Origin of the sequence: Cellulomonas phragmiteti, assembly GCF_016862775.1 — a bacterium.
GTDB classification, from domain to species: domain Bacteria; phylum Actinomycetota; class Actinomycetes; order Actinomycetales; family Cellulomonadaceae; genus Cellulomonas; species Cellulomonas phragmiteti.
On record NZ_BONP01000017.1, the window covers coordinates 29903 to 50279 of the forward strand.

14 protein-coding genes are annotated in these 20377 nt (G+C 72.4%); 11 read left to right on the forward strand and 3 right to left on the reverse strand.

The window, feature by feature from the left end; genetic code table 11:
- Nucleotides 1–39: 39 nt before the first annotated feature.
- Both Cph01nite_RS13525 and Cph01nite_RS13530 read right to left on the reverse strand, forming a co-directional pair.
- Nucleotides 40–1134 (reverse strand): inositol-3-phosphate synthase, encoded by a 1095-nt coding sequence (locus tag Cph01nite_RS13525; protein WP_203675034.1) that lies wholly within the window; start codon nucleotides 1132–1134, stop codon nucleotides 40–42.
- On the reverse strand, nucleotides 1131–1769 hold the full coding sequence (locus Cph01nite_RS13530; protein WP_203675036.1) for a PadR family transcriptional regulator: 639 nt from the start codon (nucleotides 1767–1769) through the stop codon (nucleotides 1131–1133). Before Cph01nite_RS13530 ends, Cph01nite_RS13525 begins: the two co-directional genes overlap by 4 nt.
- 351 nt (nucleotides 1770–2120) lie before the next feature.
- On the opposite strand from Cph01nite_RS13530, the gene Cph01nite_RS13535 reads away from it, so the two are divergent.
- The 7 genes from Cph01nite_RS13535 to Cph01nite_RS13565 all read left to right on the forward strand — a co-directional run bounded on the left by Cph01nite_RS13535 (nucleotide 2121) and on the right by Cph01nite_RS13565 (nucleotide 10064).
- On the forward strand, nucleotides 2121–4532 hold the full coding sequence (locus tag Cph01nite_RS13535; RefSeq protein WP_203675038.1) for a transglycosylase domain-containing protein: 2412 nt from the start codon (nucleotides 2121–2123) through the stop codon (nucleotides 4530–4532).
- A 211-nt stretch (nucleotides 4533–4743) separates the two neighbouring features.
- On the forward strand, nucleotides 4744–5037 hold the full coding sequence (rpsF, locus tag Cph01nite_RS13540) for a 30S ribosomal protein S6 (RefSeq protein ID WP_203675040.1): 294 nt from the start codon (nucleotides 4744–4746) through the stop codon (nucleotides 5035–5037).
- Nucleotides 5038–5130: 93 nt separating this feature from the next.
- Nucleotides 5131–5661, forward strand: a complete 531-nt coding sequence (locus Cph01nite_RS13545; RefSeq protein WP_203675042.1) for a single-stranded DNA-binding protein — start codon at nucleotides 5131–5133, stop codon at nucleotides 5659–5661.
- A 77-nt stretch (nucleotides 5662–5738) separates the two neighbouring features.
- Nucleotides 5739–5975 (forward strand): 30S ribosomal protein S18, encoded by a 237-nt coding sequence (rpsR, locus tag Cph01nite_RS13550; protein ID WP_062101988.1) that lies wholly within the window; start codon nucleotides 5739–5741, stop codon nucleotides 5973–5975.
- A gap of 14 nt (nucleotides 5976–5989) precedes the next feature.
- Entirely contained in the window at nucleotides 5990–6439 is a 450-nt protein-coding gene (rplI, locus tag Cph01nite_RS13555) for a 50S ribosomal protein L9 (protein ID WP_203675044.1), read from the forward strand.
- Nucleotides 6440–6621: 182 nt separating this feature from the next.
- Nucleotides 6622–7644: a hypothetical protein gene (locus Cph01nite_RS13560; protein ID WP_203675046.1), complete on the forward strand. Its 1023-nt coding sequence runs from the start codon at nucleotides 6622–6624 to the stop codon at nucleotides 7642–7644.
- 11 nt (nucleotides 7645–7655) lie between these two features.
- Nucleotides 7656–10064: a glycoside hydrolase domain-containing protein gene (locus Cph01nite_RS13565; protein WP_203675048.1), complete on the forward strand. Its 2409-nt coding sequence runs from the start codon at nucleotides 7656–7658 to the stop codon at nucleotides 10062–10064.
- 13 nt (nucleotides 10065–10077) lie between these two features.
- On the opposite strand, the gene Cph01nite_RS13570 is transcribed toward Cph01nite_RS13565, so the two are convergent.
- Nucleotides 10078–11439 (reverse strand): MATE family efflux transporter, encoded by a 1362-nt coding sequence (locus Cph01nite_RS13570; protein ID WP_203675050.1) that lies wholly within the window; start codon nucleotides 11437–11439, stop codon nucleotides 10078–10080.
- 379 nt (nucleotides 11440–11818) lie between these two features.
- Here Cph01nite_RS13570 and dnaB point away from each other — a divergent pair, with 379 nt between their 5' ends.
- From dnaB to Cph01nite_RS13590, 4 genes are all read left to right on the forward strand, one after another.
- Nucleotides 11819–15427 (forward strand): replicative DNA helicase, encoded by a 3609-nt coding sequence (gene dnaB, locus Cph01nite_RS13575; RefSeq protein ID WP_203675052.1) that lies wholly within the window; start codon nucleotides 11819–11821, stop codon nucleotides 15425–15427.
- 450 nt (nucleotides 15428–15877) lie between these two features.
- Complete coding sequence (locus Cph01nite_RS13580; protein ID WP_203675054.1) at nucleotides 15878–16354, forward strand: fibronectin type III domain-containing protein; 477 nt, start codon at nucleotides 15878–15880, stop codon at nucleotides 16352–16354.
- Between the two features lie 83 nt (nucleotides 16355–16437).
- A complete protein-coding gene (locus tag Cph01nite_RS13585) occupies nucleotides 16438–19206 on the forward strand; it encodes a choice-of-anchor L domain-containing protein (RefSeq protein WP_203675056.1) in 2769 nt (922 codons plus the stop codon).
- Nucleotides 19207–19488: 282 nt separating this feature from the next.
- Nucleotides 19489–20034, forward strand: coding sequence for a hypothetical protein (locus Cph01nite_RS13590; RefSeq protein ID WP_203675058.1), 546 nt, complete (start codon nucleotides 19489–19491; stop codon nucleotides 20032–20034).
- Nucleotides 20035–20377: the final 343 nt, after the last annotated feature.

Sequence of the window (20377 nt, forward strand, 5' to 3'; positions counted from 1 at the left end):
CGCTGCGCGCCGGGCCGGCACCCTCCGCTGCACTCCGGCTCAGCGCTCCAACTCGCCGCGGATGAAGGCCTCGACCTTGGCGCGGCCCTCGGTGTCCTCGGTCTGCACCGGCGGGGACTTCATGAAGTACGTCGACGCCGACAGCAGGGGCCCGCCGATGCCGCGGTCCTTGGCGATCTTCGCCGCGCGCAGCGCGTCGATGATGATGCCGGCCGAGTTCGGGGAGTCCCAGACCTCGAGCTTGTACTCCAGGCTCAGGGGCACCTCGCCGAACGCGCGACCCTCGAGGCGCACGTACGCCCACTTGCGGTCGTCGAGCCACGCCACGTAGTCCGACGGGCCGATGTGGACGTTGCGGTCGTCCTTCTTGCCGGCCAGCGGGCCGTCGTTGAGGTTCGACGTGACGGCCTGCGTCTTGGAGATCTTCTTGGACTCCAGGCGCTCGCGCTCGAGCATGTTCTTGAAGTCCATGTTGCCGCCGACGTTCAGCTGGTACGTGCGGTCCAGGATGACGCCGCGGTCCTCGAAGAGGCGGGCGAGCACGCGGTGCGTGATGGTCGCGCCGACCTGCGACTTGATGTCGTCGCCGACGATCGGCACACCGGCGGCCTCGAACTTCGCGGCCCACTCCGGGTCCGACGCGATGAAGACCGGCAGGGCGTTGACGAAGGCGACGCCCGCGTCGATCGCGCACTGCGCGTAGAACTTGGCCGCGGCCTCGGAGCCGACGGGCAGGTAGCAGACCATGACGTCGACCTGCTGGTCCTTGAGCGTCTGGACGACGTCGACCGCCTCGGCGTCCGACTCCTCGATCATCTGCGCGTAGTACTTGCCGATGCCGTCGAGCGTGTGACCGCGCGACACCGGGACGCCCAGCGGCGGGACGTCGGCGATCTTGATGGTGTTGTTCTCCGAGTTGAAGATCGCCTCGGAGAGGTCGAAGCCGACCTTCTTGGCGTCCACGTCGAACGCGGCCACGAACTCGATGTCCCGCACGTGGTAGTCACCGAACTGCACGTGCATCAGACCCGGGACCTTGCCCGCGGGGTCGGCGTCCCGGTAGTACTGCACGCCCTGGACCAGCGATGCGGCGCAGTTGCCGACGCCGACGATGGCGACGCGGATGGAGGTCATCCTCGCTCCTTCTCGTTTCGCGCCTCGGTGGTTCCCTCGGCGTCGTCTGCAGCGGCGGCCGGCCGGCCACCGCCTTCGGGGCGAGCGCGGCGCGTGCCGCGCTCGTTGTCGATGAGGTCGTCGAGCCAGCGGACCTCGCGCTCGACCTGCTCGAGGCCGTGGCGCTGGAGCTCGAGCGTGTACTCGTCCATGCGCTCGCGGGTCCGGGCGAACGACTGGCGGAACGTCTCCAGCCGCTCGGTGAGCCGGATGCGCCGGCCCTCGAGGATCCGCATGCGGGTCTCGGCGTCGGTCTGCGCGAAGAATGCGAAGCGGACGTCGAAGTTCTCGTCCTCCCAGGCCGCCGGGCCCGAGGACGAGAGCACCTGCTGCAGGTGCTCCTTGCCCTCGGCGGTGAGCTGGTAGACGATGCGCGCGCGCTTGCTGGCCACGGTGCGGTCGCCCGGGGCGTCCACGCCGACGATCCAGCCGCGGTCCGCGAGCCCCTTGAGGCACGGGTACAGCGAGCCGTACGACAGCGCACGGAACGAGCCGAGCACCAGGTTCAGGCGCTTGCGCAGCTCGTAGCCGTGCATGGGGGACTCCGCGAGCAGGCCGAGGATCGCGGGCTCGAGCACGTCCGTGCGTCCGCGCATCTCGCCTCCCGTGCTCGTCGGTCCCGACCCGGGGAGCCGGCGGCTGTCGGCTCCGATGTATCAACTCGATACATCCGGAGACTATGTCGGATGCGCGGTTCCGCACAACACGTGCGTCCACCGCCCGGCGGCGCCGCGTTCACCGCGACGTCGCGACGAGGTCGGCGTGCCGTCGCCGCGCGGTGCCGATCGTGTGAAGGGACACCGCGATCCGGACGTCCCGGGCACGTCCGGGACTGGCGCGCTCAGGCGGTTCGTCCATACTGAGCCCCGGCAGCGCCGCCCGGCACGCTCGCCAGCAGGACCGCCGGGGGTCGCCGCAGCACCGTCGTCGGCACGAGAGGTCCCCCGTTGGCAGCCAGCAACCGCCGCGCAGCGCCGTCGCGCGCCCGGCGCGCGACGCGTCGACCCGCCTCCTCCGCCCGGGAGCGCGGCGGGTTCTGGAACTACCCGCGCCGCGAGCACACGGGCCTGCACCGCTGGCTGCCGTCGTGGCGCGTGATCCTCGGGACGTTCATCACCGGCGTCTTCCTCGTGCTGGGCGCCGGCGCCGCGGCGTTCGCGTTCATCCACCCGCCGGACGCGCTCGCGGAGGCGCGCTTCCAGACCACCACCGTGTACTACGCGGGCGCCGAGCCGGGCACCCCGGGCGAGGTCATGGGCACGTTCGCGGACCAGCGCCGCGAGCTCGTCGAGTACGGCGCGCTGCCGGAGCACATCGGGTACGCGGTCGCCGCGGGCGAGGACAAGACGTTCTTCACCAACCGGGGCGTCTCGCTCACGGGCATGGCGCGCGCGTTCATCAACAACGTGCAGGGCAAGCCGACGCAGGGTGGCTCGACGCTGACCCAGCAGTACGTCGAGCGCTACTACCAGAACACGACGACCGACTACTGGGGCAAGGCGAAGGAAGCGATCCTCGCGATCAAGATCTCCCAGAACGAGTCCAAAGAGCAGATCATGGGGCGCTACCTCAACACGATCTACTTCGGTCGCGACTCGTACGGGATCCAGGCCGCCGCCCAGTCGTACTTCGGCGTGAACGCCGCCGACCTCACGGTCGCGCAGTCGGCGCTGCTGGCCGCCGTCATCCCGTCGCCCAACAACTGGGACCCCGCCAACAACCGCGCCAAGGCGGAGCAGCGGTGGGGGATCATCCTCGACCGCATGGTCGAGATGGGCTGGCTCACCGCCGAGGAGCGCGCCGCGCAGGTCTTCCCGGAGCCGGTGCTCTACCAGAAGTCCGAGACGTACCGCGGTCCCAACGGGTACCTGCTCCAGATGGTCGAGAACGAGCTGCTGGCCACCAAGTTCTGGACCGAGGGCGAGCTGCGCACCAAGGGGCTGTCGATCATCACGTCGATCGACAAGACCGTCCAGGACCTCGCGGTGCAGTCCGCGCAGGCCCTGTACTCCGGGGAGCTGACCGACGGCGAGGTCCCGAACGAGCGCCTGCGCATGTCGATCGTGACGATCGACCCGGCGACCGGCGGCATCGTCGCCCTGTACGGCGGCCCGGACTACCTCGTCGACGCCCGCAACACGGCGACCTTCGAGAAGATCCAGGCCGGCTCCACGTACAAGCCGTTCACGCTCGTCGCGGCGCTCGAGCAGGGGATCGGCCTGGGCACGACGTACGACGCCGCCTCGCCGCAGGAGTTCGACATCGGCGAGGCCAAGCCGTGGCGCGTGCAGAACTACGCCAACTCCAACAACTTCGGCACCATCGACCTCGCCGCCGCGACGGCCGACTCCGTGAACACGGTGTATGCCCAGCTGAACCTCGAGGTCGGCCCTGCCGAGACGGCCCGGGTCGCGGCCGCCGCGGGGGCCACGACCGAGCCGACCGTCGTGCCGTCCAACGTGCTCGGCACCGACATGGTCCACCCGCTGGCCATGGCCAGCGCGTACGCGACCTTCGCCGCCCAGGGCGTGCACCGTGACCCGCACGTCGTGCAGACCGTGCTGGACGACGACGGCATCGTGGCCTGGTCGCCCGACACCACGGGCGAGCAGGTGTTCGCGGCGGACGTCATGGCCGATACGACGTACGCGCTCACCCAGGTCGTCGAGCGCGGCTCCGGCCGGAACAACGTCAAGCCCGTCGGCCGGCCGCTCGCCGGCAAGACCGGCACGTCGCAGGACAACAAGTCGGCGTGGTTCGTCGGCTACGCGCCGCAGCTCGCCACGTCCGTCTCGTTCTTCCAGAACGGGGAGGACGGCAAGTCCCTCGACACGATCACGCCGTGGGACGGCCTGCGGCAGGTGACCGGTGGCTCGCACCCCGCGCTGCTGTGGGCGCACTACATGAAGCAGGTCTTCGAGCAGCCGAGGTACGCGCCGGAGGTGGCGTTCCCGCCGCGGGCGAACGTCGGACGGGTCGCGACGGCGGCGCCGACCGAGGAGCCCACCGAGGAGCCCCCGCCCGTCGAGGAGCCCGAGGTCCCCGTGGACGTCGTCGTGCCGTCCGGCCTGGGCGGGCGCACCGAGGCCGACGCCTCCGGCGCCCTGCAGGCGGCCGGCCTGGTCCCGCGCATCGTCACCGAGCGGTCGACGACCGTTCCGACCGGACGTGTCATCCGCGTCGAGCCGGGCGAGGGCGCCACCGTGCCGACGGGCGGGACGGTCACGCTCGTGGTCTCCTCGGGAGCGCCGCAGCCCTCGCCGACGCCGCCACCCCCGCCGCCGGCGACCCCCGCTCCGGCACCGAGCCCGTCGGGGACCCCGCCGGCCGAGGGCGGCGGCGAGGCCCCGGCGCCCTGACGCCGGTCGCCCGGGCGGTCCTGCCGCCCGGGCGCCCCTGCCCGACGATTCGGTCGACGGCCCGTCTACCGGTACGCTGGGCGACCGCCGTCCCTCGCGGACGGTTCGTCGTGCCCCCCACCCTGACACTCGTCGGGACCGGGCACGCCGAGACGCTTGAGACCCTCCTGTCACGGACCGACCGTGACCGCGAAGACCAGAGGAGGTGGGTATGAGCCTGCGTCAGTACGAGATCATGATCATCCTCGACCCCGAGATCGAGGAGCGCACCGTCGCCCCGTCGCTCGACAAGTACCTGACGGTCGTCAAGACCGACGGGGGCACCGTCGACAAGGTGGACGTGTGGGGCCGTCGTCGCCTCGCCTACGACATCCAGAAGAAGGGCGAGGGCATCTACGCCGTCGTCGACTTCACCGCGTCGCCCGCCACGGCCAAGGAGCTGGACCGTCAGCTCGGCCTCAACGAGGTCGTCCTGCGCACCAAGGTCCTGCGCCGCGAGGCCTGAGACCTGCGTGTCGGTGCCCGCCGCTAGCGTCGGGCCCCAGCATCCGCGGCACCACGCCGCAGCCGATCCGTACGAACGAGCGAGGAGGCCGTCATGGCCGGCGAGACCACCATCACGGTGATCGGGAACCTGACCGGGGACCCGGAGCTGCGCTTCACCCCGTCGGGCGCCGCGGTCGCGAACTTCACGGTCGCGTCCACGCCCCGCACGTTCGACCGCCAGTCCAACGAGTGGAAGGACGGCGACACGCTGTTCCTCCGGTGCTCGATCTGGCGGGAGGCGGCCGAGTCCGTCGCCGAGTCCCTCACCAAGGGCACCCGCGTCATCGTGCAGGGCCGCCTCGTGCAGCGCTCGTACGAGACCCGCGAGGGCGAGAAGCGCACCGTGTACGAGCTGCAGGTCGACGAGGTCGGCCCGTCGCTGCGGTACGCGACCGCCAAGGTCACGCGGACCCAGCGGTCCGGCGGTGGCGGCTTCGGTGGCGGTGGCGGCGGCAACTCCGGCGGTGGCGGCTTCGGTGGCGGCGGCTCGTCGTCCGGTGGCGGCGCCCAGACCGACGACCCGTGGGCGACGCCCACGGGTGGTGGGTCCGGGGGCGGCTACTCCGACGAGCCCCCGTTCTGATCGGCGCCCCGCACACCTGAACACTCCATCCCCGAGCACGGCAACGCTCGGGGCTCCACAGATGAAGGAGCACCACGATGGCCAAGCCCGTCGTCCGCAAGCCCAAGAAGAAGCAGAACCCCCTCAAGGCCGCCAAGATCGACACGGTCGACTACAAGGACACGGCTCTGCTCCGCAAGTTCATCTCCGACCGCGGGAAGATCCGTGCGCGTCGCGTGACCGGTGTCTCCGTGCAGGAGCAGCGCCAGATCGCCCGTGCCGTCAAGAACGCGCGCGAGATGGCACTCCTGCCGTACTCGTCGTCGGCTCGCTGAGAAAGGACTGACCCATGGCGAAGATCATCCTGACCCACGAGGTCACCGGTCTCGGTGCCCCTGGCGACATCGTCGAGGTGAAGGACGGGTACGCCCGTAACTACCTCATCCCGCGCAGCCTGGCCACGCCGTGGACCAAGGGTGCCGAGAAGGACGTCTCGGCGATCCGTCGTGCCCGCAAGGCGCGCGAGATCGCCACGCTCGACGACGCGAAGGCCGTGCGGGACTCCCTGCAGGCCAACGCCGTCACCGTCTCGGCCAAGTCCGGCGAGTCGGGCCGGCTGTTCGGTGCCGTCACCACGGCCGAGATCGCCGCGGCGATCAAGGCCGCCGGTGCCCCGGCCGTCGACAAGCGCAAGATCGAGGTCGCCCAGGCGATCAAGTCGACGGGCGAGTACACCGTGCACGTCCGTCTGCACCCCGAGGTCTCGGCCGCGGTGACCGTCAAGGTCGTCGCTGCCTGATCTCCTCGCTCGCGCGAGCTCACGAGGCCCCGTACCGCTCCGGCGGTGCGGGGCCTCGTCGTCGTGCCCGGTGCCGTCCGTGGCTCCGCGCACGGGCGGTGGACACCCCCGCGAGGGCTCGGCTACGTTGCCTGCGCACGGCGGTCGACCGCCGTGCAGCCGTACCGAGGGGGCAGGACGTCGTGGTCCACAGGCAGCAGATCGGGCGCCGCACGGTGCTCGGCATGCTCGCTGCCGCCGGTGGTGTCGCGGCGGCGACCCCCTCCCACGCCGCGCCGCGCCCTCTGCCGTCCCGACGGTCGCGCCTCGGCCTCGAGGTCGCCGGGGTGCTCCCGGTCGTCACGTTCGAGGCGGACTGGTCGGCCGCGCGGTCCTTCGACGTGCCGGTCGCGCTGCGCCTCGGCGGCTACGCCGGCGCGCGTGACGTCCTCACGCTGACGGTCACGTTCGACCGCCGGGTGCTCGAGGTGACGCCGCAGGCGGTGGCCGCCGCCGACGGCCTGGGGTGGTCGACCGGCGCCGCCCGGGTCGTCGAGACCGCCGGGGACGCCGCGACCCTGCGCGTCGAGGTGCCGCGCCCGGCGGCGCGTGCGCGCACCGGCGAGGGGCCCGTCGTCCTGCTGCCGCTGCGCCCGCGGCGCCTGTACCCGGCCGAGAACGTCGGCCGCGTCGTCCCCCTCACCGTCGAGCTGTCCCGCGACGGCGGCCGGGAGCGCCGCAGCCGCGTGTGGCGCGCACCCGAGACGCTCACCCCCGGGCCGGTGTGGGGCGTCGAGGTCAGCGCAGCCTTCGCCGCGTCGACCACGACGCCCACCCGGGTGCCGACGGCCGTGCGGGTCGAGTCCGTCGGGCCGCACCCCGTCCCGGCCGGCAGCCTGGTGCGGGTGGAGACGGACCGTGCCGTGAGCGGCCTGGCGGTGGCCGAGGCGACGCTCGACGGCGTCCCCGTGCCGCTGTCGGGCCGCCTGGAGCGCGGCGCGGTCACCTCGGTGCTGGACGTCCCCGTCCCGGAGATCGCCGCGGGCCGGGTCCTGCTCGTGCACCTCGCTGCGACGGCGGTCGAGCCCGTCGCGGAGCCGGCGGCGGCCTCCGTGCGCGTCGTCGCCGCCGCGGGCGTCGCCGGGCACGCGCGGGCGACCGGTGCCGCGCTGGCCGTCGACAGCGCTGCGTCCGGTCCGCGTCCGATCCCGCCGAGCGAAGGCTGACGGTCCCCGCGATGTTCGACCACTGGGTGCACCGGACGCAGGTCTGGCTCAACGGCACGTACGGCGCCGTGGCCGGCTTCGTCCGCGTCACGGAGGACGGGGAGACGGGCTGGCGCACGATCTGGGCGCTGCGCCGCGCCCTGCAGCACGAGCTGGGGCTGACGGCGCTGTCCGACGCGTTCGGCCCGGCGACCACCGCGGCGTACGTCGCGCAGGTCGGGGAGCTGGGCCCGACGGCACGGGGGAACCTGGTGCGGATCCTGCAGGGCGGCCTGTGGTGCTCGGGCTACCCCGGCGGGTACGCGGCGGACGGGGTCTGGGACGACACCCTCACCGCGTCGGTGGGGCGCCTGGCGACGGACATGGGCCTGGGCCTGCGCAGTACCGTCGACGTCACGATGATGAAGGGCGTCCTGAGCATGGACGCCTACGTGCTGGTCCCGCGCGGGCGCGCGACCGTGCGTGCGGCGCAGCAGGCGCTGAACCGCGCGTACGTGGGGCGTCGGGACTACGCCCTGGTGCCGTGCGACGGGGTGTACTCGCGGGACGTGCAGCGCGGGCTCGTCCTGGGCATCCAGTACGAGCTCGGGATGGCCGACGGCGTGGCCAACGGCAACGTCGGGCCGGGGACGCAGAGCGGGCTCGAGACGTCCGGGACGGTGCGGCTGGGTGACGTGGACCGGACCCGGCGGTTCGTCCAGCTGTTCCAGTCCGCGCTGGTGTTCAACGGCCACGACGTGGCGGTCGACGGCTCCTTCGGGGGTGGGACGCGCGACGCGGTGGTCGCGTTCCAGGAGTTCGCGTGCCTGCCGGTGACGGGCGTGGGGGACTACCCGACGTGGGCGTCGCTCCTGGTCAGCACGGGTGACCCGCGCCGGCAGGGCACGGCGGCGGACACCAGCGTGCCGCTGCTGGGCCAGCGCGCGGCGACGCTGCGGGACCTGGGGTACGAGACGGTCGGACGGTACCTCACCGGCAAGGACAAGCACCTGCGGGCGGGCGAGATCGAGGCGATCCACGCCGCGGGCCTCGGGCTCGTCCCGATCTACCAGGAGTGGAACAACGCGCCGGAGCACTTCACGCGCGCGAAGGGCCGGGCCCAGGGCGTCGCGGCGGTGCGCCGGGCGCGGCAGCTGGGGATCGTGCCCGGTGCGGTCATCTACTTCCCCGTCGACTTCGACGCCACCGACGGCGACGTCGCGGCGCTCGTCCTGCCGTTCTTCGAGGGAGTGCGCGACGGCGTGGGCGCCGCACGCCCCGGCGAGTACCGCGTCGGCGTGTACGGCCCGCGGCACGTCTGCTCGCGGGTGACGGCGGCGGGCCTGGGGGAGCTGCCGTTCGTCGCCGGCCTCTCGCGGGGGTGGAGCGGCAACCTCGGGTACCCCCTGCCGCAGGGGTGGGCGTACGACCAGATCCAGACCCGGTGGACGCCGGGCCTGGACACGTTCGCGTACGACAACAACATCCAGTCGCCCCGCGCGGAGCCCGTCGGGCCGTCGGGCGTGCGTGCGGTGCCCACCCGCAGCGTGAGCGGGACCACCCTGTTCAGCCGGCTGCACCTGCAGCTCACGGCGCTGCACCACTGGGCGGAGGAGTGTCTGGCGGTGACCCGCGTCAACGACGTCGCGCCCGCGGCCGGTGCCGCCGACCTCGTGCTGCACCACCTGCAGCGGCCCGCGCGCTGGGACCCGCCGTGGCCGGGGCACGCGCCGCTGGTCGAGTGGTCGCTGACGGGCGACGCCCAGGCCGCGACGTCCGCGGCGCGTGCGGCGTTCGAGGAGCGTGCCGCCGAGGTGGGCGGTGTGGACCCCGGCCTGGCGCCCGAGGACGACGACGTGGACGTGGCGCGCTGGGCGGCGGTCTGCCGCGCGGCGCTGGCCCACCCGGACGACGCCCCGGTGGAGGTCTGCCGGGCGGGCGACCTGGGCGGGTGGGCGCTGGACCTGGCGCTGCTGTGGGAGCAGTACGCGCGTGCCCGTGCGACGGACCCCGGGCTGCGGGTGGCGCCGTGGTTCCGCGCCGGGATCGGCGGTGAGGACGGCGGCTTCAGCCGTGCCGCGTACGTCGCGGACCTCGACGGGTACGTGGCCGCCTCGATGGTGCTGCGTGACGGGGTGCCGCTGGACCAGGCGATGAGCCGGATCCTGCTCGAGACGTCGCGGCGCGCGACGTGGCCACGCGACGAGTTCGCGGCCCGGCGCTTCGAGGGCCGGCGCGACGCGGTCGAGGCGGCCGTGGCCCACCTGTTCACGTCGTCGGTGTTCTTCGGGACGACGTTCGCGCAGGAGGCCGGGTCCGACCCGCTGCGCCTGCCGGGGCAGCCGTACGACCACCCGGACGCGCCCGGCCCGGACGAGCTGGCCGAGGAGCTGCCGGCGCTGGCCCGCACGTTCGCGGACGTGCTGCTCGGGCAGGGGTGAGGCGACCCGCGAGTCAGGCGCCGACGACCATCCAGCGCTCCCCGCGGGCACGCAGGCCCGTCGTGAGGGCGCGCGCGGCCATGAACACGACGGCGAACGCGACCCACAGCCAGGCCAGCCCGGTGGCCCCGGGCGGCGCCCAGGCGTGCACGGCGAGGGCCGCGGGGACGTACGCCACGAGCGTGGCGACGCCGGCCCACGCGAGGAACCGGCCGTCGCCGGCGCCGATGAGGACGCCGTCGAGCACGAACACCCACCCGGCCATGGGCAGCGCCACGGCCGCGACGAGCAGCCCGAGCACGGCGGCACGCTGCACGTCGGCGTCGGGGGAGAAGACGCGCACGTAGAGCGGCGCGAGGGCCCCGACGAGGACGCCGAGCACGACGCCCGCGCCGACCCCCCACTGCAGGGTGCGCCGCAGGACGGCCCGGGTGCGGGCGAGGTCGCGGGCGCCGAGCGACTGGCCGACGAGCGCCTGCGCGGCGATCGCCAGGGCGTCGAGGGCGAAGGCCGTCAGGCCCCAGACGGCGTTGACGACCTGGTGCCCGGCCAGCGCGGACGGGCCGAGGCCCGTGGCGGTCCACACGGTCAGCAGGATCGCCACGCGCAGCGTCGCGGTGCGCACGAGCAGCGGCACGCCGGCGCGCGCGCTGGACCAGATGCCGCCGGCCGCGGGCGTCAGGCGGGCACCGGCGGCGCGGGCGCCGCGCGCCACGACGACGACGAGCCACATTGCCATGCCGAGCTGCGCGACGGCCGTGCCGAGCCCGGAGCCGGCGATGCCCAGGCCGGCGCCGTAGATGAGGGCGGCGTTGAGGGCCGCGTTGGCGACGGCACCGGAGGCGGCCACGGCCAGCGGCGTGCGGGTGTCGAGCATGCCGCGCAGCGCGCCCGTGGCGGCCAGCACCAGGAGCATGCCGGGCAGGCCGGGCGCGGACCAGCGCAGGTAGGTGACGGCCTGGGCTGCGACGTCGCCGTCGGCGCCCAGCGCAGCGACCAGCAAGGGGGCGGCCGCCCACGTCGCGATCGCCAGGGCGGCGCCGAGGGCCAGGCCGAGCCACATGCCGTCGACCCCGGTCTGCAGGGCCCCGCGGTGGTCCCCGGCGCCGACCCTGCGGGCGACGGCGGCGGTGGTGGCGTAGGCGAGGAAGACGCACAGGCCGACGACGGTGACGAGCACCGTGGACGCGAGGGCCAGGCCGGCGAGGGACTCGGTGCCGAGGTGACCGACCATCGCGGAGTCGACGAGCACGAACAGCGGCTCGGCGACGAGGGCACCCAGGGCCGGGACGGCGAGGGTGAGGATCTGCCGGTCCACACCCCCGGGACGGCGGCTGTGGACGGCGGGGCGTCGCCCGGGTGGCTCAACGGGCACGTCCGGACCCGACGACGACGGGCGCGGGGTGTCCGACGGGCGGCTCAGGCGTCCACCAGGTGAACGTCACCCGAATCTTGCTCGCTCCACAGCACGTGCACAGCGTATGCGCCGGTGGGAGGGCGCGTCGGGGGCGCTCACCCGCTCTGTCCACAGGTGTGTCCCCAACCTGTGCACACAGGCCCGTGGGGGTTGTCCACAGGTCGTCCACCGGTCCGTGCACACACCCGTTTGGGTCCCGGCCGCACGGGGCCTAGCCTCGCGAGGGCAGGTCCCACCGGGCGTCGTCGGCCTGCGGGGCGCGCTCGAGCGGTGACTGTCAGACGTTCCCGGTAGAACACGTGTTCAGCCGGGTAGGACCAGCAGGAGTGGGTGACAGGTGACCATCGAGGACCTCGAGTACGGGGCGCCGCCGGACACCGGGCGCAGCAGCGGTGGCGCCGGGTTCGACCGCACCCCGCCGCAGGACCTCGAGGCCGAGCGGTCCGTGCTCGGCGGCATGATGATCAGCAAGGACGCCATCGCCGACGTCATCGAGCAGATCAAGGGCACCGACTTCTACCGCCCCGCGCACGAGGCAATCTACGACGCGATCCTCGACCTGTACGGCCGGGGGGAGCCTGCCGACGCCATCACCGTCGCCGACGAGCTGACCAAGCGCGGCGAGATGGGCCGCATCGGCGGCGCCGCCTACCTGCACACCCTCATCGCGGGCGTCCCGACCGCCGCCAACGCCGGCTTCTACGCGCGGATCGTGCGCGAGCGCGCCATCCTGCGCAAGCTCGTCGAGGCCGGCACGCGCATCGTCCAGCTCGGCTACGCGACCGACGGCGGCGACGTCGACGAGCTCGTCAACAACGCCCAGGCCGAGGTGTACGCGGTCACCGAGCGGCGGGCGTCCGAGGACTACCTGCCGCTGTCCGAGGTCATCGGCGGGACCGTCGACGAGATCGAGGCCGCCGGGCACCGCGGTGAGGGCATGGTGGGCGTGCCGACGGGGTTCTCCGACCTCGACCGGCTGACCAACGGGCTGCACCCGGGGCAGATGATCGTGCTGGCGGCGCGGCCTGCCATCGGCAAGGCGCTCGCGCTCGACACCCCGCTGCCCACGCCCACGGGGTGGACGACGATGGGTGAGGTGCAGGTGGGCGACCACCTGCTCGCCGCCGACGGCACCGTTACGCGCGTCGTGGCCGCCACCGACGTGATGGTCGACCGTCCCTGCTACCGCGTGACGTTCGACGACGGGTCCACGATCGTCGCCGACGCCCAGCACCAGTGGGTCACGCGCACGCGCGCCGAGCGGCGCGTGGGCGACGACGGCGCGGTGCGGACCACCGAGGAGCTGGCAGCGACCGTGCGGTGCGCGACGGCCGACGCCCGGGCCAACCACTCCGTGGCGACGGCCGCACCGCTGTCCCTGCCCGACCGGGCCCTGCTGGTCGACCCGTACGTGCTCGGCGTGTGGCTCGGCGATGGGAACGCGGCGTCGGCGCGGTTCACCAGCGCGGACCCGGAGATCGCGATGCGGATCGAGGGGCGGGGGTACGAGGTCCGGGCCGCCGGCCACACGCGCGCAGCGGACCTCTACACGGTGCGTCTCCCGCGTGAGGCTGTCGCCGTGCGCGCGTGCGAGGTGTGCGGGACCGAGTTCACGCCGGCGCGCTCGCAGGTCCGGACCTGTGGACGCTCCTGCGGAGGGCGGGTCAAGACGCTCTCGGGCCCGGTCGCCGTCCCGACGTGCCCGGACTGTGGCATCGAGACCACCGGCCTCGTCCGGTGCCAGGACTGCCACGACCGGGTCGGCACGGTGCAGGCACAGCTCCGCACCATCGGGGTGCTCGGTGACAAGCACATCCCCGCCGAGTACCTGCGGGGGAGCGAGGCGCAGCGTCGCGACCTGCTGGCCGGACTGCTCGACACCGACGGCACGGTGAACCCGACCGGGTCGGTGCAGTTCGCGGTCACCCACGAGCGGCTCGCCCGGGACGTGCGGGAGCTCGTGCACTCGCTCGGGTACCGGACAGGGTGGTCGGTGAAGCCGGTGCGCGGCCGGTCCGCCGCGTCGTCGACGTGCTTCACGATCACGTTCACGACGGACGACGACGTGTTCGCACTCGAGCGCAAGAAGCTCGTCCACAAGGAGCGGCGGCGTCCCTCGACGCCGCGGCTGCACCAGCGGTTCGTCGTGTCGGTGGAGCCGGTGAAGTCCGTGCCGGTGCGGTGCGTGGAGATCGCGCACCCGACGCACCTGTACCTGGCGGGCGAGTCGATGATCCCGACCCACAACTCCACGCTCGGCATCGACATCGTCCGGTCGTCCGCCATCAAGCACAACATGGCTGCCGTGGTGTTCTCCCTCGAGATGAGCCGCAACGAGATCACGATGCGTCTGCTCTCCGCCGAGGCGCGCGTGCACCTGCAGAAGCTGCGCACCGGCGCGATGGGCGAGGACGACTGGGCCAAGATCGCGGCCACGATGGGCCGCATCAGCGAGGCGCCGCTGTTCATCGACGACTCCCCGAACATGTCGCTCATGGAGATCCGCGCCAAGTGCCGGCGGCTCAAGCAGCGACACGACCTCAAGCTCGTCGTCATCGACTACCTCCAGCTGATGACGTCCGGCAAGCGCGTCGAGTCCCGCCAGCAGGAGGTCTCGGAGTTCTCGCGTGCGCTCAAGCTGCTCGCCAAGGAGATCGAGGTCCCCGTCATCGCGATCTCGCAGCTGAACCGTGGGCCCGAGCAGCGGACCGACAAGAAGCCGCAGATGAGCGACCTGCGTGAGTCGGGCTGCCTCACCGAGGACACCCGGGTGCTGCGCGCCGACACCGGCGCGGAGACGACGCTGGGGGAGATGTACGCCCTGGGGCATAAGGACGTGCCGATCTGGGCGCTCGACGACCGGCTGCAGTACGTGCGCCGTCACCTGACCCACGTCTTCCCGACGGGCGTCAAGCCGGTGTACTTGCTGCGGCTCGCGTCGGGCAAGGAGGTCACCGCGACCGCCAACCACCCGTTCCTCACGTACGAGGGGTGGACGCCGCTGGGAGAGCTGGAGATCGGGTCGCGGCTGGGTGTGCCGCGGCACGTGCCGGGGCCGGAGATGACGACCGCGTGGGAGGACCGGGACGTCACGATGCTCGCGCGCATGGTGGCGGGACGCACGGCGCCCGGTGCTGCCGTGTGGGACGACGAGGTGTGGACCGAGCTGGGCGAGCGGCTACCCGCATCGGTGTTCCACCTGCCCAAGCCGCAGATCGCCCTGTTCGTGCGGACGCTACTGACGGCCAACGGCGCCGTGGTCCTCCACGGCGCCACAGGCCGCGTGAGCCTGCCCGCCGACGACCGTCGCGTGCTCGACGGGGTGAGCCGACTCCTGCTGCGGTTCGGCATCTCCACGCGGCTGCGCGCGACGGCCCAGGGCCCGCGGCTCGACGTCGTGGAGAAGGACGACCTCCGGCGCCTGTTGCAGGAGATCGGCGTCGACGGCCGGCACGCCCACGCCGCCGATGAGCTGCTCGCGAGGGTCCGGACGCGTGACGTCGGCACGGCCGCGGAGCCCGTCCGCATGTGGGACGAGGTCCGCACGGTCCTGACGGCTGCGGCCGTCCAGACACTCGACGACGGCCGCGCCCCGCTCGCGCAGGTCGTCGACGTGCTCGACCGCGCCGACCTCGACGTGGACGCGGTCAACGACCTGCTGTGGGACGAGGTCGTGGCGATCGAGCCGATGGGTGAGCAGCAGGTGTTCGACGCCACCGTCGTCGGCACCCACAACTTCATCGCCAACGGGATCGCCGTCCACAACAGCATCGAGCAGGACGCCGACATGGTCATCCTGCTGCACCGTGAGGACGCGTACGAGAAGGAGTCCCCGCGTGCGGGGGAGGCGGACCTGATCGTGGCGAAGCACCGTAACGGCCCGACGGACACCATCACCGTCGCGTTCCAGGGGCACTACTCGCGTTTCGTGGATATGCAGATGTAGCCCCGTGTCGACGTGCAGCCTAGTTTTCGCAATCGTGCAGATACGTTTCGTAGGCTGTCGGCGACCTCGCGGCGAGTGAACGATCGGCAGCCCGCGGCGTGCTGTCCGTCGGGGCGTGCACCCCTCGCGGGTGCCTGACTGCCACCAGCCCGCAGGCTTCGCGACCGTGGGCAGGCAATCGGCGCACACCAACATGGCAACGGACTGTCAGCACGGGCCCAGCGCGCCGCGCCGGGCGGAGAGACGGTCGGACGATCCGGCGTAGCGTGATCGCGCGAGGTGCTCAGTTGACCCCCTCGGCGCTACAGGTTCGGTGTCACCTACTCGTGCAGCAGACCCCTTCGCGCACTGCGCTGTTCGGGTGGTTCACCATGAAACGCCGGACTCGCGCAACGGCACCGGGCTACGGTCCAGCCGACAGCGCAGCAGCAGCGCGAGCAAGGGGGCAGCATGCGGCCAGCGGTCGGTACCGCGCTCGCCCTGCTCGTCGTTGCCGTCGTTGCGGCGTGCGGACCGGACGGCACAGGGGACACACCTGAGACCCGGCCACCCGTCGCAGCCCCGAGCAGCGACGAAGAAGCCACGATCGAGGACTACTGCGACGCCGTCCACCAGGTCAACTGGGTCGACGTCGAGCAGACCCCCGAGGGCGTGCTCGTCACGTGGGACGCCGCAGCGACGTTCGGCGGACCGGGCACGTACGTCGTCCACCGCCGCCCCTCCGGCACCGCGCAGTGGCAGCGGGTCGAGGAGATCGAGCGCCTCGACGACGACTTCACCTACGTCGACACCCGTCCCGCCGAGCAGCCCGGGGTCGCCTACGAGTACTGGGTGACGGTCGTCGAGCCCGAGTGCGGCGGCGAGAGCGAGCTCTGCCCGCCGTTCGTGTGCGACCCGCCGGCGGCGGCCACCCCCCGCCAGGACTGACGCCCCGACCCCGCCACCTGCCACCCGCACGACCCGACCGGCACCCGTCCGGTGGGTGACGCACGCCCACGAGAGGAACCAGCATGCCCGCACGACCATGGCTCGCCGTGGCCACCTCGGCGACGCTCGCCGTCCTGCTTTCCGCGCTGCCCGCCGGCGCGGCGACCCCCGACCCGTCACCACCGGCCGGGGACCCGGCACCACCTGCCAGCGACCCGACACCACCGGCAGGTCAGGCACCGGCCCGCCCCACGCCCGACACACCTCCGTCCGGGCCCTCCGCCGCACGTACTGCGGCCGCCTCCGCACCGTCAGGCGCCGAGATCGCCGCGGCCCTCGACATCCCGCCGGCGTGGTTCGTCAGCGCGTCCATCGGGGAGTCCGACCCGCGCGGCGTCGCGATCTCCGACGGCGTGCCGATCGCGGCACCGGACCCGGACCCCGACGGCCCAGTCGTCTTCATGGCCCCCGGTGCCCCCACAGTGCAGGCCGCCGCCGCGGGCGACCCCCTGCCGTTCCCGAGCCGGGGCAGCACCTTCCTCGTGCTCTCGACCGGTGACGCCTCGCACGCGATGCTGCCGCCGTCGCCCAGCGGTGCCAGCACCGTCCTCGATGGGCTCGACAACGAGCAGGGCAACGACAAGGTCCAGATCGAGCTCGTGCTCCAGGCGCCCCAGGACGCGCGCTGCCTCGCGATGGACGTGGCGTTCCTGTCCGACGAGTACCCCGACTTCGTGGGCGGCTCGTTCAACGACGCGTTCACCGCTCAGCTCGGCAGCGGCGACATGTGGATCGTCGACGGGGCGGTCGACGCCCCGGGCAACTTCGCGCGCGACTCGCAGGGCAACCCGCTGACGGTCAACGCCGCGTTCGACCTGCAGGAGTCGACCGCGAGCACCTACGACGGCGCCACCGCGCGGCTGCGGTCGGCGGCGCCGGTGCTCGGCGGGCGTGAGGTGACCGTGTTCCTCACCATTCAGGACCTCGGGGACTCCGTGCTCGACTCGGCCGCGTTCATCGACAACGTCTTCTTCTCCGAGGACGCGCTGTGCCGGTTCGGCTCCTCTGAGGACTCCGACGGCGACGGCCTGCTCGACGAGTGGGAGGAGAACGGCTTCGCCATGACCGTCGGCGGCGAGCAGTGGTCCGTCGACCTGCCGGCGATGGGTGCGGACCCGCTCGTCAAGGACGTGTTCGTCGAGATCGACTACATGTCCGACGCCACGCACTCGCACGCCCCACGTCCGGCCGAGATCGCCGCGATCGTCGACAGCTTCGCGCGGTCCGGGATCCAGCTGCACGTCGACTACGGACGTTTCGCACCCCTGACCTACGGCAAGCCTGGCGCAGTGTGGGGCGAGCTCAGCCAGGCCGACCAGATCCCGCACAGCGAGCACTTCGGCTCCAACGGCTTCCTGAGCAACAGCTACAGCTGGCGTGCCTTCGACGCCGTCAAGATGGACAACTTCGACCCGGCACGCGCCGCGATCTTCCACTACAACCTCTGGGTCCACCGCATGGAGGAAGTCCCCCAGGGTCAGGGCTACTCCAGTGGCCGGTCCCGCGGAGTGCTTGAGGGCGGCAGCGACTTCATCGTCAGCCTCGGGAACATCACCTCCCCCGGGTACGGCGCCGGCACGTTCATGCACGAGCTCGGGCACAACCTCGGGCTCGGGCACGGCGGCGACGACCACGTCAACGGCAAGCCGAACTACCTGTCGGTCATGAACTACGACCACCAGTTCAGGCTCCCCACGGGCTATCCAGGCCCGGTGTTCGACTACTCGTTCACGCGCCTGGCAGACCTCGACGAGAACGACCTCGACGAGAACGTCGGCATCGGGATCACGGCAGACCTCGGGCTGCGCCCGAAGTACCGCTGCAACGGGCAGGGCAACTCGCTCACGGCGCTGAAGTCCCAGCCGATCGACTGGGACTGCGACGGCACCATCGAGCCCAGCGTGGCCACCAGCATCAACCGCGACGGCGATCGGGACGTCCTGCAGGGCCACAACGACTGGCGCAACCTGGTGTTCACCGGCGGCGCGATCGGCATGCCAGGTTCCATGCTCGACCTGCCGGAGGAGACCGTCGACCCCGAGCCCGAGGCGACCTACGAGACGTACCTCGAGGTCGTCGGAGGTGCACCGGAGCTGACCACGGCACCCTCGCTGCCCAGGTCACCGGTCACCGTAGGGACCGATGTCGCGGCGTCGCTCACCTTCTCCACGACCGCGGGCGACGGCGGCAACATGACCGCGCAGTGGTCGTGGGGCGACGGCGCCGTCAGCGACGGGGTCGTGACCGCAGGTGAGACACCAGCCGTCGTCGGCACCCACGTGTACACCGCCCCGGGGACCTACGAGGTGAGCGTGACGGTCGTGGGCCCCGACGGCTCCGCGACCTCCCCGGCCGGCACCGTGACGGTCCAGGGGGCGACCACCTCACGGGCCAGCGCCACGGCCGCCGGCGTTCTGCGCACCACCGGGGCGAAGAAGTCCGACATCGTGCACGTCGCGGTCGACGCCCGAACCGTGCCCGGGCACAGCGGTCCGCTCGGCGCCAGCGTGGTCCGCGCGACCAACGCAAGGCTCACCGTGGTCGGCGAACGTGTCGAGCGCCTCGAGGTCACGGGGGCGACCGCGGTCGTCGAGTCCCGCGTCCTGGTCAACGGCCGCACGGGCTACCGGCAGCGCATCACGCTGGTCGACGGATTCCCCGCCCGTACCCGCATCCAGGTATGGGACCCGGCGCGCGGCGGACCGGACGTCGCGGCCGCGGTGCTGCTCGACACGACAAGCGGAGCCAACCCGGCTCCCACGCTGGGCGTCCTCGTCGACGTCCGCGGCTGACGGCAGCCCGACGGGACGTGGCACCACCCGTGCCACGTCCCGTCGGTCGCACGCACGGTTGCGGACGCCGGCTGCCACGTGTCGCGGTGAGCGACCGCACTTCAAACATCCGAACCCGAGATCGTATGTACGGAGTCCCAGCAAGAGCCAGAGCGATCTCCGCCAAGCAGGGCAACAGATGGTTCGACTGAACGGCACCGATAATCAGACTACGGCTGTCGAGGCGGACATAGATCGAGAACCGATCGGAGCGCCACGGCCCTCATGGTTGAGGCTCAGCCGATGTCCGACACGCTCTTCCGCCTGGAGATCACCCTGGACGGGACTGTCATCGGCGAGTACGAGCGCTCGCGCCACGCGGACATCCCGCGCAAGACCGAGGAGGTCGAGTGCGCCGCGGACTACCTCGTCGAGCTCTACCGCCGCCGCGGTACGTTCGTCGTCCGCTGGAACTCGGCCACGCGCACAAAAGTCGTCCGCGACCATTTCGGCAACCACATCGGCGAAATCCCGGCGGCCTGCTGGCGAAAACCCGCTCGCCAAACCGGCTCATCCCAGCCGACGGCGCAGGTCGGTGGCTCGCGGGGCCGCTCGGCGTTTCGCGCCGGGTGGAGTGGGCCGTCACGCGGGCAGGTACCCAGGAAATCGCCGCGTGGCCGCCGGGGGGGCGGCCGTGCCCGCCCCCCCGGCGCACGTCCGGGGTCAATGCGCGCGCCGCGCCCCCCGTGGACGGCATACTGTCGCCTCGGCCCGGGCGGGCCGAAGGTCATCGGTTACCTGGTTCCGCGGGTCGAGGGTTCGAGTCCCTCCGGCGTCTCGACGTCGTAGCTCAGTCGGAAGAGCAGCGGGCTGCGCACCGTCCCGTCAGGGGCGGTCGCTCTCCGGCGGCCACCCCACGCCCGCCCGGGCCCCCGTGCACGCGGTTCGCTGACCCGCCTCGGTGACACCGTCGAAAAAGCGCTAGCAGCCGCCCTGTGTAGACCCCTACAGTCCTCGACGACAACAGCACACGGGGAGAATCGGGTGGGCCGGAGACTGTCGGTTACCACTGTTAATGGCCAGGTCGCGGGTTCGAGTCCCGCCGTCACCTCGGTGACGTAGCTCAGATGGCAGAGCAGGACTCCGGCGTCATCACACGCCCACCCGAGCCTCCCCGGAGCGGGCCGGAGTG